This is a genomic window from Steroidobacter agaridevorans (genome assembly GCF_009932555.1).
GTDB classification, from domain to species: domain Bacteria; phylum Pseudomonadota; class Gammaproteobacteria; order Steroidobacterales; family Steroidobacteraceae; genus Steroidobacter; species Steroidobacter agaridevorans.
Window position 1 is genome coordinate 337199 of the sequence record NZ_BLJO01000007.1, and the last position, 16386, is coordinate 353584.

Annotated in this window: 11 protein-coding genes; 5 read left to right on the plus strand and 6 right to left on the minus strand. The window is 62.3% G+C overall.

What is annotated here, in order from left to right; all coding sequences use genetic code 11:
- A partial coding sequence (locus GYH35_RS25105; protein WP_161829812.1) for an LTA synthase family protein occupies positions 1–760 on the plus strand: 760 nt, incomplete at its 5' end.
- Between the two features lie 36 nt (positions 761–796).
- Here the strand turns inward: GYH35_RS25105 and hmpA are convergent.
- Positions 797–1966 carry an NO-inducible flavohemoprotein gene (gene hmpA / locus GYH35_RS25110; RefSeq protein ID WP_161829813.1) on the minus strand — a complete coding sequence of 390 codons (1170 nt, stop codon included), beginning with the start codon at positions 1964–1966 and terminating at the stop codon, positions 797–799.
- 157 nt (positions 1967–2123) lie between these two features.
- On the opposite strand from hmpA, the gene norR reads away from it, so the two are divergent.
- Entirely contained in the window at positions 2124–3671 is a 1548-nt protein-coding gene (gene norR, locus GYH35_RS25115; protein ID WP_161829814.1) for a nitric oxide reductase transcriptional regulator NorR, read from the plus strand.
- A 104-nt stretch (positions 3672–3775) separates the two neighbouring features.
- On the plus strand, positions 3776–5098 hold the full coding sequence (locus GYH35_RS25120; RefSeq protein WP_202624662.1) for an MFS transporter: 1323 nt from the start codon (positions 3776–3778) through the stop codon (positions 5096–5098).
- Here GYH35_RS25120 and GYH35_RS25125 read toward each other — a convergent pair.
- From GYH35_RS25125 to GYH35_RS35180, 3 genes are all read right to left on the minus strand, one after another.
- Complete coding sequence (locus GYH35_RS25125; protein WP_161829815.1) at positions 5073–8144, minus strand: DUF748 domain-containing protein; 3072 nt, start codon at positions 8142–8144, stop codon at positions 5073–5075. The genes GYH35_RS25120 and GYH35_RS25125 overlap by 26 nt on opposite strands.
- A gap of 107 nt (positions 8145–8251) precedes the next feature.
- The gene (locus GYH35_RS25130) at positions 8252–9562 is read right to left on the minus strand and encodes a gluconate:H+ symporter (protein ID WP_161811701.1); all 1311 of its coding nucleotides are present in this window, start codon (positions 9560–9562) and stop codon (positions 8252–8254) included.
- The gene (locus GYH35_RS35180; protein WP_268894957.1) at positions 9559–9684 is read right to left on the minus strand and encodes a hypothetical protein; all 126 of its coding nucleotides are present in this window, start codon (positions 9682–9684) and stop codon (positions 9559–9561) included. Before GYH35_RS35180 ends, GYH35_RS25130 begins: the two co-directional genes overlap by 4 nt.
- Positions 9685–9778: 94 nt before the next feature.
- Here GYH35_RS35180 and GYH35_RS25135 point away from each other — a divergent pair, with 94 nt between their 5' ends.
- Entirely contained in the window at positions 9779–11665 is a 1887-nt protein-coding gene (locus GYH35_RS25135) for an endo-1,4-beta-xylanase (RefSeq protein WP_161829816.1), read from the plus strand.
- A gap of 66 nt (positions 11666–11731) precedes the next feature.
- Positions 11732–12172, plus strand: coding sequence for a cupin domain-containing protein (locus tag GYH35_RS25140; RefSeq protein WP_202624664.1), 441 nt, complete (start codon positions 11732–11734; stop codon positions 12170–12172).
- Here GYH35_RS25140 and GYH35_RS25145 read toward each other — a convergent pair.
- Positions 12141–14696 (minus strand): phospholipase D-like domain-containing protein, encoded by a 2556-nt coding sequence (locus GYH35_RS25145; protein WP_161829817.1) that lies wholly within the window; start codon positions 14694–14696, stop codon positions 12141–12143. The two genes, GYH35_RS25140 and GYH35_RS25145, sit on opposite strands and share 32 nt — an antisense overlap.
- A complete protein-coding gene (locus GYH35_RS25150) occupies positions 14686–16335 on the minus strand; it encodes a hypothetical protein (RefSeq protein ID WP_161829818.1) in 1650 nt (549 codons plus the stop codon). Before GYH35_RS25150 ends, GYH35_RS25145 begins: the two co-directional genes overlap by 11 nt.
- Between the last annotated feature and the right edge of the window lie 51 nt (positions 16336–16386).

The window sequence follows — 16386 nt, forward strand, 5'->3', positions numbered from 1 at the left end:
CAGCATTGCCCGCGAGCTGCGCTCGAATGGCTATCGCACCCTGGCCATCCACCCCAACGGCGGCGCGTTCTGGAATCGCAATCATGCATTTCGCGCGTTGGGCTTCGATCGGTTCCTGGACGCCGACGCCTTCGGCGGCGCCGAACGTTACGGCTGGTATGTCAGCGATGCGTCGCTCGTGGATCGCATCATTGCCGAGATGCGCGACGACGATCAGCCGCAGATGATCATGGCGATCAGCATTCAGAATCACGGCCCGTATGAGTCGGTGCCGCTGCCCGAGGCGGTTGACGCACGCTTCCTGCAAACCAGTCTCGATGCTCCCGCCGCTCACGCACTGGAAACCTACATGACGCTGGTTCGAGCCAGCGATCAGGCATTCGCCCGTCTGCTCGAATTCGTGGAGACGCGGCAGCGCGACACCATTCTTCTCGTTTACGGCGATCATCTGCCGGCGCTCAATCCCGTGTACGCCCAACTCGGATTCCGCGATGAGCGCCGGCCCGAGGAACAGCCCGTGCCGTGGCTGCTGGTAGACAACCGCTCACGCGAGTCACGCGTGCAGAACGGCCCGGCCTGGCTGTTGCCGACCTTGCTGATCGAAAAGACCCGCCTCGCCACGTCTCAATACTTTTCAGTGCTGACCGATCTCGGCTTCGCGGAAGCGGAGAGCCGTGTTCCTTTCGATGTACTCAAGGTGCTCGCGCAGGTGCAGTTTGCCGGGCGGCTCGAGGATTGCGTAGCGAACGATCCCATCTGAGCGGCCTTCCCTGGCCCCTCGGATATTCCATCGACTTCAGTCCAGCGCCTCCATCGGGCCGAAGAACTCGAAACGAATGCGCTCGGCCGCGACGCGCAGGTCACGCAACATCCGATTGACGTGCACCATGAATGGCTTGGGCCCCAGGAAATAGATATCCGCATCGGCAGGCGCGTACCGCTGCAGGATTTCGGGCGTCACAAAGCCACGATAGTGAGGCTCGTCGCCGGGCAGCGGCTCGCTATAGATGTAAACGTGCCGCAGATTCGGATGTTCGGTCGCCAGCGAGTCGACGCGCTTACGGAACGCGTGCACGGCGCTGTTGAGCGCGGCATGCAGATATATGACCTGCCGACCTTCGGCCAACGCGCGATCCAGCATCGGCAGCGCCGGTGTCTGGCCGACGCCCGCGGTCAACAGCACGACCGGCTTGGAGTTCTGCGCCAGCGTGAACTCGCCCGCCGGAGCGAACGCATCGACCTCGAATCCTTCCTGCACCCGATCGTGGAGATAGTTCGACACCAACCCGCCGGGCTCGCGCTTCACGGAGATCCGATAGGTCTTGCCGTTCGGCGCATCGGACAGGCTGTAATTGCGCTGAACCGTCGCGCCGTCGATGTCGAGCCGCAGACCCAGATACTGTCCGGGCGTGAAATCCATCAGCGGACCGTTATCGACCGGAGCCAGCCAGAACGAAGTGATGACCTCGCTCTCGAACGCTCGCCTCACCACACGCAGGCGACGCGTGCCGCGCCAGCCGCCGGTGAGCTCGGCCTTGCGGCGATATTCCTTTTCTTCGGCGGCGATCAGCAGATTCGCAAGCTGCCAGTAAGCGGCAGTCCACGCAGCGCCAATCTCGGGCGTAACAGCATCGCCCAACACGCGGCCGATCGCTTCGAGCAGGCACTCGCCCACGATCTGGTATTGCGGGGGAGTGATGTTCAGCGAGACGTGCTTCTGCACGATCCGTTCGACGGCGGCGCCCAGCGCAGCGAGATTGTCGATGTTGCTGGCGTAGGCGACGACCGCGTTGGCGAGCGCACGCGGCTGCGATCCGCCGTGCTGGTGCGCTTGATTGAAAACCTCCCGCACTTCGGGATAACGCTCGAACATCAACGGATAGAAGACGCTCGTGATGCGCTCGGCATGCTGAGCGACTACCGGGGCCGTGGCCTTGATGATGGCGATCTGGTCTGGCGTAAGCATTGAACCTCTGACAGTGTCGAATCGACGTCGATGGAACACCTTCTATGAGCAACGTCCGTGCCAGGCCGTAAGTCATTGATCCGTCGAAGCCCAGAGCGACACCGAGTCAAAATGACACCAACGCCGACCGAGTCGATGTGACATCATTCGAGTCATTATGACGACGCCGTTGACTGCCGCCTGCGAGCGGGTGTTACGCGAGGCGCTGCGAGGAAATCCTGCTCCGCCCTGGCAACTGTGGCTGGAAGCACTGACCGAAGCGACGCACGCCGATTCGTGCTCGATCCTCGAACTGCGCGGCGCGGATCTCGTGCCGCTCGCCGTCCATGGCCTCAGTCCCGATGCGCTGGGCCGACGCTTCCCGGTGGTCGAGCATCCGCGTCTGCAAGCCATCATGCGCAGCGCCGATGTGCTGCGCTTCCCAGCCGCGAGCCCGTTGCCCGATCCGTTCGACGGCCTCATTCCGAACGCCGCCGATCATCTGCATGTGCACGACTGCGCGGGCGTGCCGATCAAGGGCACGAATGGGCCGCTCGGCGTGTTGACCATCGACGCCTTGCGCCGGGGCACCTTCAATCAAAAATCGCTCGACGCACTCCGCACCTGCGCGAATCTGGCCGGCGCATGCCTCGAAATCATCGAGCGGCTGTCACGCATGCAGGACGCGATGGAGCGTCAGAACCTGGTCAGCAGCGCGCTGCTCCAGGAGTTGCGACCGGATCAGCAGTTCATCGGGCGCAGCGCTCCGATTCGGGCGCTGCTCAAGGAAATCGATACCGTCGCGAACAGCGATCTGACGGTGTTGATCACCGGCGAAACGGGCACCGGCAAAGAGCTGGTGGCGCGCGCGATTCACTACGGTTCGACTCGCAACGATCGACCGCTGATCTCGGTGAACTGCGCGGCGCTGCCTGAATCGCTGGTCGAAAGCGAGTTGTTCGGCCACGTCGCGGGCGCGTTTTCGGGTGCGACCTCGAATCGCCGCGGCAAGTTCGAGATCGCCGACGGCGGCACGCTGTTCCTCGATGAGATCGGCGAGCTGCCGATGACGGTGCAGCCCAAGCTGCTGCGGGTCTTGCAGAGTGGCGAGATTCAACGCGTCGGCTCGGATGCGAATATCAAAGTGAACGTGCGCATCGTCGCCGCGACCAATCGCGATCTCGCCGAAGAGGTTCGTGCCGGCCGCTTCCGCGCCGATCTGTATCACCGCATCAGCATCTATCCAGTTCAGGTGCCGCCGCTGCGCCAACGCGGACGTGACATCTTGTTACTGGCGGGCAACGCGCTCGAGCGCAATCGCGCGAGTCTGCATCTGAGAGGATTGCGGTTGGCGCCAGCTTCACAGCAGGCGTTGCTGTCGGCAAGTTGGCCCGGCAACGTGCGCGAGCTCGAACACACCATCAGCCGTGCGGCGTTGAAGGCGGCCGCGGATGGCGCCGGCCGCGATCGCATCGTCACGATCGAGCCGCCGCACCTGGATCTCGCCAAACCTCGTCTCGAACAGGCGGCACTCGCCCCCGAGCAGGAGCAACCCATCGACACCGAGGGCCTCACACTGGCGCAGGCGTCGGCGAAGTTTCAACGGGGTCTCATCGAGCGGGCCCTCGCCGCCCAGCAAGGAAATTGGGCCGCGGCCGCGCGCGATCTGGGGCTGGATCGCGGCAATCTGCGCCGTCTCGCGAAGCGGCTGGGCGTCGCCCAGTGAGCCTCTCATCCGATTCCAATCGGGTCGGCAGCATAATTGATGGCCGCCGCGCCGGTCGCGCCTCTATTCTCAAGGCTCGAATTCCGATATCCGCAGGGTGAGCAGTGGCCGTAGTCGAATCAGAAGGCGCCGAACCCGGTCAGAACGCGGCGGCGACGCCGAAATTGACCAAGGCCGCAATGGTGCGCTGGGGAACGCTGACGCTGCTCGCGCTGGCAGCCCTGATCGCCTTCGTCGATCGCATCAACATCTCCTCGGCGCTGGCGGTCGAGCCGTTCAAGCAGCACTTCGCGCTATCCAATCTCGACCGCGGCTGGGTCAATTCCGCGTTCTTCTGGTCCTATGCCCTGTGTCAGATTCCGATGGGCTGGATCGTGGACCGTTACGGCGTGAAGCGGCCGTACGCGATCTGTTTCACCGTGTGGTGTGTGGCGTCGGCGGCCATCGGTTTGATGCAGGCGTTGTGGGGCCTGGTCGCGATGCGCCTGATCATCGGCGCCGCCGAAGCCATCGTCGTGCCCGCGACCTATCGCTGGATCCGCAACAACTTCCATCCCAACGAAAGCGGCACGGCGGTGGGCTTCTATTCGCTGGGCTCCAAGTTCGGCCCGGCCATCGGCGCACCGCTCGCCGCCTGGCTGATCGACAACTCCAGCTGGCAATGGATGTTCGTGATCACCGGCGTCGCGGGCCTGACGTGGCTGGTTCCCTGGCTCTGGCTGGCGAAGAACGATCTGCCGAGCAGCGAGGAGCTCGCGGCCAAGAAGAAATCGGCGTCCGTGATCTCGTTCGGCAGCATCCTGGCGAGCCCGCTGGTGTGGGGCACGCTGGTCGTGAACTTCTGTTACAACTATTTCACGTTCTTCTGCATGACCTGGATGCCCTCGTATCTGGTCGAGCAGCGCGGCCTGTCGCTCAGCCAGATGGGGCTGTACACGTTTTATAGCTTCACCGGCATCGCCATCGTCGCGCTGGTCGCGGGCTGGACCGCTGACAAACTCATCAAGCGCGGCGGCGATCCCATCGTCGTTCGCAAAGTGTTCGTGGTTTCGGGGTTCGCCATCGCGTGCACGGTGCTGCTTGGCGCTCGTGCGGAGACCGTGGAGACCGCGTTGTTCTGGAACGTCGTGTCGCTGTCCGGCCTCGGGCTCACCACTGCAAACAATCTCGCGCTCTGCAGCCTGACGCTCATCCCCGCTCCCATCGTCGGGCAGGTCAAGGGCTTTCAAAACGTCGCGACGGCGCTGGCGGGCATCGTCGCGCCGCTCATGACCGGCTGGCTCTTGCACGCCAGCGGCTCTTACGTCGCGCCGATGACGTTGATCTTCGGCTTCCTCGTGCTCGGCGCGGCGACGGTTCTGTTGGTGTTGCGGCCGGAGTGGGCGCCGAAGGTTCCCGAGGCTACTCCAACTTCAACTCCATCCTGACCTGCTTCGCTTCCGTTTTCCCTTCGCTGCGCTCGGCGGTGATGAAGACGCGCTCGGGGCTCAGCTCGGTGTTGGCGAGCAGCGTGTCTTGCACGGCGCGGGCGCGCTGTTGAGCGAGCGCCGTCAAGGCGGCATCGTCGGGCTTGAAGCGATCGAGCAGTGACTGATCGAGGAATTTCAGGCGCGCGTCGAAGTCGATACCCTTCTCGGTTTCAGTCTCGGGCGGATACGCCGGGGCGGACCTGGCCACTTCCTTGTAGACCTTCTCCAGTAGTGCAATTCGCTGCCGTTTCGCGGCGTCGTCCTTCGGAGGCTCCGCCGATGTGTTGGGGGGCAGCTTCTCTTTCAACGCGGTGCGAGCGATCGCCTCACTGTCTTGCGCCGTGACGACGGTCAGCGGCACGCTGAGCTTCAACTGCGGGCGCTCGACCAAGGCTTTGGCGAGTTTGTTCAACTTCTCGGTTTGCGTTACGGGCAGTTCTGCTTTACCCGCGTCGAAATCCACAAACTGCATTTCTTCACCGCCGCCGATCAGAGCACCGAGCGCGGCGAACGGCGCGGTGACGATTTTGGTCAGCAGGTTCAACACGGCCTTCCAGATGATCGGGCCGAGCCGGAACTTGGGATCGTCGAGCGTGCCGCTCACCGGCAGGTTGAGATCGATGATGCCCTGACGGTCTTTCAGCAATGCCACGGCGAGCTTCAACGGAATCGGCGCGGCGTCTTTGGAATCGGTTTTGTCGCCGAATTCGAGGTTGTCGATGACGATGTGATGAGATGCGTCGAGCTTGCGATCCTGCACCAGGTACTTCAGCTCGGTCGACAGTTTGCCCTTGCTGATGTTGTAGCCGGCGAACTTGCCCGAGTAGGGATTGAAGGTGGTCAGCTCCATGTTGCGGAAGTTCATCGAGAGGTCGGTGTAGACGGCAGCGGACAGCAAATTCACTTCGCCGCCGATGTCGACCGGAGCGTATTTGTCGACTTTGCCGTCGAGCTTCACCTTGGCGCGCGAGCTTGGGTCGCTCGACAGGCCGGTGACGGTGCCGTTGAGCTCCAGGATGCCGGTGGCGAACGAAGGCTCGATGGAGTAGTCGGCGAAGTTGGCGGAGCCGTCGATGAGTTGCACGGACTTGATGCGAATAGGAAACATCGGCTCAGACGCTGTCGCGCTCGGAGCGGGCGTGGGCTTCGCCCCGCCCTTGTCCTGCTCGATATCACTGCCGTCGCCTTGCTTTCCCGCTGCAGCCTGCTTGGTATCGCCAGCGTCGTCCTCTTTCTCGATCGTCTCTTGCTGCTCGCTCTGCTGCGTCGGCGTCCCCGCCGGACTCAACACCTTCGTCACATTCAGCGTCGTGTCCTTGGCGATCACCACCTTTCCGTACGGCTGTCTCGCAACGATGCGATTGATGTCGAGCTTGTCCGGATTCATCGAGAAGTCGATGCCAGTCACAGTCAGGCTGCGCCACTTGACGAAGTCCTCGTTCACCAGCTCATCCGTCGTGCGCAGATCCGCCACTCGAACCTCACCTTTGAACTTCATCGGTGGCGCCGACTCCGGCTGAGCGACATACGACACGTCGCCTTTCGCGCCGAGCCGACCCGAATGCAAAGTCATCGCCGTCGCCTCGTTGAGGTACGGCTGAATCGCCGGCAACTCGAAGTCTTTCAGCTCGACCGCGAGCTGCGCTCCCAACGGCTCCAGTTGCACGTCGCCTTTGCCGAGCAACTTGCCCTGCTTGTTGATCGTGACATCCGCATCGACTTGCACCTTCGCCGACGCATCCGTGCTCCACCCATTCACCGTCAGTGCAATCGGCGCGAGATCGAACTTCGCCACCGGCTTGACGCTGCGATCCTCGGCAACGACCGTCGCGTCGCTCAGCTGAATCGTTTCCGCATGAACGCGCCACTCGTCCGACTCACCCTGCGCATCTTCCGGCGCCGAATCTCCTACTGACGCTGCAGGCGACGCCGCCGGAGTCGCAACTGGCCGGCTCTCCTTCGATTCTTCGCCAAACAAGCGCATCAGGCTGATCGACCCATCGGGCTCGAGCGCCACGTCGATGTGCGCACCCTTCACATCGATGCGCTTCATGCCGAGATCCTGCTTTTCATAAGACAGGGCGATCTCGTGAATATCCACCTCGGGTAATTTCACCGGCGCGCTCTTCGCCTGGCGCTCCTTGACGGAAAGATCGCGGACCTGCAGCAACGGCAAGGTCGCCTCGAATCCGAGCGAAGGCGTCATGGCAAAACGATAATCGCCTGCGAGCGTCGCGATACCCGAAGCCAACTGAAACGGCAGCATGTCCTTGGCGTACGCATCGATGGTCGCCGCCTTGAGGTCTTGCACACGAAACCGCCCGTTCGATCCCAGCGGTTGCACCGTGAATGCGCCAACCCACTCCAATCGCTCGCCGGCGAGCGTGGCGCCGGAGAAGTCATACGCGTTTTGGTAATTGGCGTCGGTCTTGAAATCCGTGAGCGTGAACTTGATCGGCGCCACGACGGCAGTGAACGGCTGCGTGTGCGTGTTGTCCGTGAAGCCGATGCGCCCGTCGCGAATGTCCAGCCTGTCGATACGCACTCTCGGCAGCGCCGTCTGCTCCTCGGTGCTCGCCTCCTCAGATTCCGGAGCGAGCTTCGCGAGATTCACAGTGCCGTCCTTGGCGACGATCACATCGATGTCGGGCGCGGAAAGCTCGACTTCCTTGAGCACCACCGCGCGCTGCCAGATCGAGGCCAGCTCGGCGTTGACATAAAGGTGTCTGAAGCCGACGACAGGCGAGCCATCCGCCTCGCGCAACGCAAGGCCGGCGACGCTGGCGTCGAAAGCAAAAGGATTGAAGCGGATCTCGCCGACCGACACTTGCCGATGCATCTGCTCGGTGACGTAGCTCTGCAATTGCGCGCGAGCAATTCGTGGGACTGCGAAGAAGCCGAACAGCGTGTACACCAACAGCAGCGCCGCGACGACGAGGATCGCGACGAGGTGCAGCCGGATTAGCGCGACCAAGGGAGCGGCGAACCGCTTGACTGTGCTCATGGCCGGCATTTTCGCCGACACCGCCCTGCAGCCGCCACCCCATCGAGCGCACCGGCCGCCCGGTGCGCCAAGTCAATACGTCGCGGGTGTCCGGCGCCGTGCCCGCTCTACAGCGCCGCGTTCAACAACAGCACGAAAACCAGCCCCAGGCTGCCGACCAATGTTTCCATCATGGTCCAGGAGCGGAACGTGTCGCGCAGGCTGACCTGGAAATACTCCTTGAACATCCAGAACGCCGAGTCGTTGACATGAGAGCACATCAAGCTGCCCGCACCGACCGCGAGCACCATCAGATTCGCATCGACACCGCTGATCTCGATCAACGGCGCAACGATGCCCGCCGCCGTCAGGCCCGCGACGGTCGCCGAGCCGAGCGCGATCCGGATCGCGAACGCCACCAGCCAGCCGAGCACCAGCGGATGAATGGGCGCACTCCCGAGCAAATCTCCCAGCTCTGTATTCACGCCGCTGTCGACGAACACCTGCTTCAACGCACCGGCGCCGCCGATGATGAGCAGGATGCCAGCGATGTCGCGAATGGCATGACCATAGCCCTCCATCAATTGACCGAGCTTGCGGCCTCTCGACACGCCCAGCGTGACCGAACCTACTAACAGTGACACCAGCATCACGAGCATCGGATTGCCGAGGAAATCGATGAGGGTGCGCGTCGCAGGATCGAAGCTCCCATAACTGAGCACGGTCGCGCCGCTGATCAACACCACCGGCAACAACGCGCAAGCGAAACTGTTGAACGTGCCGGGCAACTGTTCCTCAGTCAGCGTCGTCGGCTTGAACAGATCCAACGACCCGACCGCGATGCGCTTCAGACTGCGCGCGAACAACGGACCTGCGATGAGCAGCGTCGGTACGCTGATCAAACAACCGTACATCAGTGTCTTGCCCATGTCGGCGCCGAACTGCGCGACCAGCGCGGTCGGCGACGGATGCGGCGGCAGAAAGCCGTGGGCGATCGACAGGCCGGACAACATCGGAATGCCCACCAACATCGGCGGCAGCTTGGAGCGATAGACCACCGAGAAGACCAGCGGGACCATCAGCACGAAGCCGACGTTGTAGAACAACGGAATGCCGACGATGAAGCCGGTGAGCGCCATCGCCAGCGGCACGCGCGACGGGCCGAACAGGTGCATCAGCGCCTCGGCGATGCGCTGGGCGGCGCCGCTGTCCGCGATCAATTTCCCGAACATCGCGCCCAGGCAAATCACGATCGACAGCGAGCCGAGCATGTCGCCGATGCCGCGCTCGATGGTTCTTGGAATTTTCTCGATCGGCAGTCCGAGCACCAGCGCTGCGACCAGCGCGGTGATGATGAACGCCACGAAGGGCTGGACGCGCAGGATCGCGATCAACGCGATCAACAGCGCGACTGCAAATACAACGCCGAGAATGGTCATGCGCCCGCGGCGCCTGTCTGATCGATGCGCAATGAGCCCCCGTTGCACGCGGCGGCAGCCGGCGTGCTGATCGATGTTTCTTGCAGTTGTTGGCCGGCGGCGCCGGTCGGTTGTGTTCGCATGATGATACCGCTACCAGTCCTAGTCAATCAGTGTTAGCGTTGGGCCGCCGAAGAGCCCGATTCAACGCTACAAAACAAGCTTGGGGGATATGCCATGAGCATGGATTTTCGTGCATTCCTTGGTGCGTTTGTAATCTTGGCCGTGCCGCTCACCGCAGCGGCACAGACCGAGCCGATCATTGTCGAAGCGGAATCAGCCAGCATCGGTTCTGCCTATAGTGTCGGCGCCACCGAAGGCGCCACTTACGTCACCATCGTCAACGATTCGCCCGGCTTCGGTCCGCCCGCGACCGCCGACGGTGCGCTCACCTACTCCGTCACGTTTCCAGCAGCGGGGAATTATGACCTGTACGCGCGCTTCCGGGTCGGTCCCGGCGGCGGCAGCGACGACAGCTTCTATGTCGGCAACGGCTTTGGCAACAAGGTCGGCACCGGCGAATGGGTGCTGCTCAATCAAGTCGATGGCGGCGGCTTCACCGCACCGGCCGACACGGTCCGCAATGGCGGCCCGGCGACCACCAATGTGTTCAAGTGGTTCCGGATCACCGGCTTCGCCGGGCCCGCAACCTGGACTGTACCCGCAGGCAATCTCACGCAAACGTTTTCAGCGGGCGGCCGGGAGACCGGCAACTTCATCGACAAATTTGCGTTCGGCCGGCAAGGCTCGTGGTACACGGTGAACAATCTGGACACCGGATCCGCCGCGACAGGCACGCCACCGCCACCGCCTCCACCGCCCTATACGCCGCCGGGTCCGCCCATCGCCACTGGCAAGTCGAAATATCTTGGCAGCGCGCACAGTCCGGCGCAGACCCCCAACTTCGCCGCGTATTGGAATCAAGTGACACCGGAGAACGGCGGCAAGTGGGCCTCCGTCGAAGGCACTCGCGATGTGATGAACTGGACGCAGGCGGATGCGGCTTATCAAATGGCGCGCACCAATGGCTTCAAGTTCAAATGGCACGTGCTGTTCTGGGGCAATCAGCAACCGGAGTGGCTGCAGAATCTGCCGCCGGCCGAGCAGCTCGAAGAAATTCGCGAGTGGCTGGCCGCCATCGCCGAGCGTTATCCCGATCTCGAGCAGATCGAAGTCGTGAACGAGCCGCTGCACGATCCGCCGCTCGCCGTGAACACACCGCCGGGCCAGTCCTGCGGCGGCTGTGGCAATTATTACGAAGCCCTGGGCGGCGCGGGCGCAACCGGCTGGGATTGGATCATCACGGCGTTCACGCTGGCGCGAGAATATTTCCCGAACGCCAAGCTGATGCTCAACGACTACAGCATCGTCAACGATCGAAACGCGACTGAAACTTACGTCGGCATCATCAAGCTGCTCAAGGCCCGTAGATTGATCGATCATGTCGGCATCCAAGGTCACGCGTTCTCCACCACCGAGGCCGCGCCGATGCCCAACCTGCGCGCCAATCTGGACTATCTGGCATCGAAGACGTGGCTGCCCATCTACGTGACCGAGCTGGATATCGATGGCAACGACGATCCCGTGCAGCTCGCGGGCTACCAGAAAATCTTCCCGGTGTTCTGGGAGCACCCGGCCGTGCGCGGCATTACGTTGTGGGGCTATCGCCCCGGCCATTGGCGAACGGCGCAAGGCGCCTGGCTGACTTATGAGAATGGCGCCGAGCGACCGGCAATGCAGTGGCTGCAGCGTTACGTGCAGAACCATCGCGCCGAAGTTTCTTTCCAGTGGTTCTCAGTCCCGAAGAAGGCGGCCGAAGGTACCGTTGTCGGCACGGCGACAGCAACCGATGCCGACCCGGGCACCGCGTTCTCGCAATGGCAAACGGAATATTCCAGCGCCGGAGGAATATTCGCGATCGATCCGGACACCGGCAGAATTACGGTGTCGGATGCGGCTGCCTTGCGAGCGGTGCGGAAAGGAACGCCGTTGCTGTTGTCTGTCTCCGTCTGGGACGGCTATCAGCGCAGCAATCCCAACCTGGTCCTCATCCTGGTCAGATAACTGTCGTCACTTGCAGGGCCGGCCCAGCCGGTCGGCCCTGTTTCGTTTCATTCACAGGAGCCCGTTGTGATCACTCTTCGCGATATGACTATTGCCGCTGTGTCCGTGACCGCGACGATCGGCGTCACCGCATTCGCCGCGTCGGATCCCAAAGTCATGGGCTCGGCGGCGCTCGACTGGAACGATGTGCCGGTCCAACAAGAGGAAGTCCGCGCCGTTCGCCAGTTCTTCCGTGCGCCGACCGCGACGCTGGATGAGCTCGAGCTGCACGTCACGACGCTGCCCGCCGGCGCGACCTCGCATGCGCCTCACAAACATCCCAACGAAGAGCTGGTGATCGTGAAGGAAGGCACGGTCGAAGTGCTGGTCGATGGCAAGATGAAGCGCGTCGGCCCGGGCGCTGTCGTCTTCAATGCCTCGAACCAGATGCACTCGCTACGCAACGTCGGCGACGGCCCGGCCACTTATCACGTGATCAACTGGACGACGGCAGCGACGCCGCGCTGAGGCCCTCTGGTGACAAAAGTCCCACGCTCGATACGCGGTCCGGCCGATATTGAATTTCCTGTTCGAAGTCGAACAACGCCACCGCGCCACTGCTGACGGAGGAAACGATACGAAGCCTCGGCCGAGCCAGCGCCGTCGCAAAGGCGAGCGAACCGATCTGGCTCGGCTGGACCGGTGGGATCCTGTCGCCTCGGATTCGCGTCAATACCTCGTCGACAACCCGCCCCCAGGACTCGCAAGTGACCAGCCATTTCGCTGCGGCCTGATGCACGCCGGGATTCGCGACCGACAGAATGCTGGTTCGCGCCTCCTCCAATGAAATATCGTCACCCGACAGAATCTGGACCAGCTCCAACAGCACCGCCTTGTTCCGGATCCGCTCCTCGACGGCCTCCCGCTGCTCCGAAATACCAAACCGCTCGTCCAATGCGACACCACAGTCCCAAGCCAGCCAGATCAACAGACCTTTGAGTCGAGCAATCTCGTCGAACGTCTCCGTGCCCAGCGTCGCCACGACCCTGCTGTAGAGATCCCGGCCGCGACCGAAGAACGAGACCATTACGTGGTCGAGCAGGCGCCGCTGATCCGCCGGATCGACCAGACGCGCGTGCACACGCCGCCAACGCTCGTGCTTCTCGATCTTTCGAAGCTCGCGCGTAATCGCCAACACGGCGACCAATTGCACCAGCACCGTCGGCCCCGGATCCGCCTGCTGATCCATCTGGACCTTCATTCTGGAAATCAGCCGGCGCAGCTTACGCTGGCAAATCGAGGCGATCTTGACATCGTCGACGCGGTTCCGCGGGATCTCCATATCGTCATCCTTGCCGATCCGATCCTCTTCGGTTCGCCCCTGGGAATCCACATTGGCGTCCAGTCGTGACAATCCGACCCCGAGACGATGAATCAGAACGTCGAGGAGATGCCCCAGGTCGGTGCCCGTGAGCAGACGTCGATGACGCTTCGCCTTCTTTGTTTCATGCATGCCGACCGCCAGCGTCTCGGGCTTGAGATTCGCCTCGTTCTGCGCGGCGGATTGGTTGGAGCTGCGGCGGCTGCGATCCGATATTTCAGACGCGGCACCGGACGCGTCGTCAAATATGACTTTCTCCACCGCGGACACCAGCTTGGCGATGTCTCCGGATTCGGCGCCGAGTTCCTGTAACGCAGCACGGAACTGCGCCTGCTGGGTGGATCGGGCGAGGTCCTCGATCATCGCCGTGTGATGCACGATGGCTTCAACGACGGCTCCGCCCGCCAACGCAAATAGCAGCCGCGTGCAGCCTGGTCTCAGCTCGCGATCGGCGGGAATGACGAGCATTCCGTCTTCTTTGTTCAATTGAATCGGCAGCTCGATAGGCTCACTCTCGCCGACCTTGGCGGCACAGCGTTTGGGAATGGTTGGGAACGCAGCAAGGGGCGCCGCGAACCCGATCTCGGTCTCACAAGCCACGATCGCCGCTCGCGTCGCCTCTTCGGCCACTTGCTCGGCCACGCTCTCCGAAATGCTCGCCCATTGGTCGGCCGCAATCGGTTGACATTCGCGGATGGCAAGCAGCCCCAGTTCCTCCGCAGCCTTGCGCGCGCTGGCTCCCTTTCGCAGCAGGACTGCCTCCTCGTTTCCGCCCAGCCACGCGGGCGCGCTTGGATTCGCGCTGCCGCTGACCAGCAGGTGATCTCCATTCCTGCCTTCGAAGAAGATTGCCTTGGCATGCAGATAGCCGGAGCGATCGGCCAATGTCGACGCATCCCGAAAATCAAACTGCCTTTTCGCAAGCTGCTTTCCCGGAAGCGACACGGTGGCGGGCTCGATGCCGCACATCGGCCGAACCTCGGGCCAGCGCTTTGCCAACGCCTTGAGTAACTGCAATTTCGTGTCGAAGAAAGCTCCGATCACGATGATGCTCTTGACCGACTTCGGCGCATGGACGATCAACTGGTCGAAGAGCGGCGCAGTCGATGTGCCTTGCGCAAGTGGCGTCGGATCCACGACGACATTGCTCACGCCCTCGAGCCAGGGCGCGTGATTCTTCATCGAAGTCACCGCCTCGAGCGCCGGCGCTGGCAGGAAAGCCTGTTGATCGTTCAGCCACGTTTTGATGAAGCCCCACACCGTCCGCGCGGTCGCCACTGCGGCTTCATCGCGTCTCGGATCGAATTCGATCCAGTTGGTCATCTCGCGGTTGTAGCCGAAGCCCGCGATCGTCAGATTGTGACTGCCGAGGCAGATCAATCCCCTCGACTTGCCGACCAGCAGCCACACCTTTGGATGAAACGCCGCCTCCGAGCGCATGGGTACGAGCGTGTAATCGCTGCCGGCCCGACGAGGAGCCGCAAATGTGTCCGACAACGAAGCACCACATTGGCGAGCATCGGCCAACACTACATTGTGCCGGCACTGTGACGCTCTGAGGCGCCTGAGAACGACCTCCTCATAGAACGGAAAATACACGTTATAGGTCGTGATCAACGACGCTTCATAGCCGCCCCGGCGAAGGGCGTCGTACAGGGAGTCACCGGCCATTGAGGACTTCCTCGAGCATTCGCCTGCCAAACGCGGTCAAGCTGGAGCCCTCTGGTCCGTCGACGATCGCTTCGAGATCGCGCAACATTTGCAAGCCCTGGCCCACGCGCGGATTGGTGCGCGTGGGCGGGGGAACATCGTCAATGATCTCGAGACCTCGTTCCGCCGGTCGCACCCGGAAAGTTGCTTGTGGGTTGTAGCGGAGCTTGCGGAGCGCCACGGACAAATGAACCTCGATTCCCCAGCGATTCATCAACCAGCCCAGCAACCTGGGAATCGACAGCTCGGACCACTCCCCTGCCGCCAATTCGGTAAAGCTCTGCAGATTGATCGGATAGTTGTCGAGGAATCCAGCCTCGAAGGGACTTGCCTGGTACGCCTCCTTCGTTGTGGGTCGTGCGGCCAGCGCCACGAGGATGCGCAGCGAATGAACCAGAACAGCCTCGTCCGATCCGGCCTTGAATGCCTCGAGTATGGACCGTGAGCACGCCCACTCATGATCCGGCAGATCCCAGCCGTCGATCGGCGCCAGCGTGCTGCGCGCCCCATGCGTGATCGCACCAAACGACTTCCCCGCAAAGTGTTTCGCGACGCGCTTGGCCAAAGCAGATCCGGTGATCCACGTTTCAAAGTCGTGTCCCGTGGCGAATCGCAACCCCTCTTGCTCGTGTTGGTCGATGATCTTCAAGCCGACGGCAAACACAGCTTGAGCGGCGATCGACAACAAGTCATTGCGAACGTACAGCGCCCAGGCGCTCGCAGTGGCTTCCAATGGCGCAGGAACCTTCCATAGCCGGCCGCTACCGAAGCTACGGCCATAGGAGGCGCACTGAAAATGCTCGAGTGTGACCGGAACCCTCCACTTGCCCGCGCTGGCATCCACCATCGCGAGTGCAAAGGCCAGCGTCTGCCGGCGTTGTCCGCCGGGCTCGTCGCTCGACAGCGCTCGTTCAAACAGCAGATCGGCGAGTTGCGCATGCTCTTCGGAGGAATGGGGCAACCGACAGAAGCAAAACGGCTCCAGCTCATCGAGCAATTTGAGCGAAACGCGGTCGCCTTCCAGGACTTTGAAGAATTTTGCGCTATCGACCCGGCGTTCCACCGCCTCCGCCAATACCGCGCCTCGCTCCTTTGTGTATTTGATCCAGCCACGCTCGCTGACATCCAGGATCCGGAGATCCTGCAAAGTGCCGATGTAGTACTGGCCCAACCCACCCAGCCTGTTTTGGAAATATCGGGTGCCGTTGTTTTCTCGAGTAGCGTAGTCCGAGAGGCGCAGCGCCTCGCCTGCATCGAGCTTGTTCAATGCAGGCACGAGCTTCTGACGACCGATGCCTCCGACAGCGTGCCAGTCGGTCTGCTGCCCCGTTCGCTGCGAGTGCCGCTCCGCTATCCATGTCAGCAGGCAGTCCGCCCGACGAAACAACTGCTCGAACTTTTCCGAATCGACGCTGCGATAGCGCTGATCGAATGCCCAGACGAACCACGGATACAGTGAGTAGTACCTGGCCCGGTCCGTGACGTTCGTTATGCCCGGCAGCAATCGGGTGTACAGATCGATACACGGGGCGTGAGTACCGAGATGATCGAGTCCCTGCGCGCGCTCAGGCGGCTCCACCCACGTTGTCCGTACTTCCATGCCTGCCACTTTGTTTGACTGGAACGTGGCGACTAGTTAAGCAGAAATTGC

What these genes read in the sequence shown, in the direction of transcription:
- norR (WP_161829814.1), top strand. Translation starts at nt 2,124, where the DNA reads ATGACGACGCCGTTGACTGCCGCCTGCGAGCGGGTGTTACGCGAGGCG.
- GYH35_RS25145 (WP_161829817.1), bottom strand. Translation starts at nt 14,696, where the DNA reads ATGGCCGGTGACTCCCTGTACGACGCCCTTCGCCGGGGCGGCTATGAA.
- GYH35_RS25135 (WP_161829816.1), top strand. Translation starts at nt 9,779, where the DNA reads ATGAGCATGGATTTTCGTGCATTCCTTGGTGCGTTTGTAATCTTGGCC.
- GYH35_RS25130 (WP_161811701.1), bottom strand. Translation starts at nt 9,562, where the DNA reads ATGACCATTCTCGGCGTTGTATTTGCAGTCGCGCTGTTGATCGCGTTG.
- hmpA (WP_161829813.1), bottom strand. Translation starts at nt 1,966, where the DNA reads ATGCTTACGCCAGACCAGATCGCCATCATCAAGGCCACGGCCCCGGTA.
- GYH35_RS35180 (WP_268894957.1), bottom strand. Translation starts at nt 9,684, where the DNA reads ATGCGAACACAACCGACCGGCGCCGCCGGCCAACAACTGCAAGAAACA.
- GYH35_RS25125 (WP_161829815.1), bottom strand. Translation starts at nt 8,144, where the DNA reads ATGAGCACAGTCAAGCGGTTCGCCGCTCCCTTGGTCGCGCTAATCCGG.
- GYH35_RS25150 (WP_161829818.1), bottom strand. Translation starts at nt 16,335, where the DNA reads ATGGAAGTACGGACAACGTGGGTGGAGCCGCCTGAGCGCGCGCAGGGA.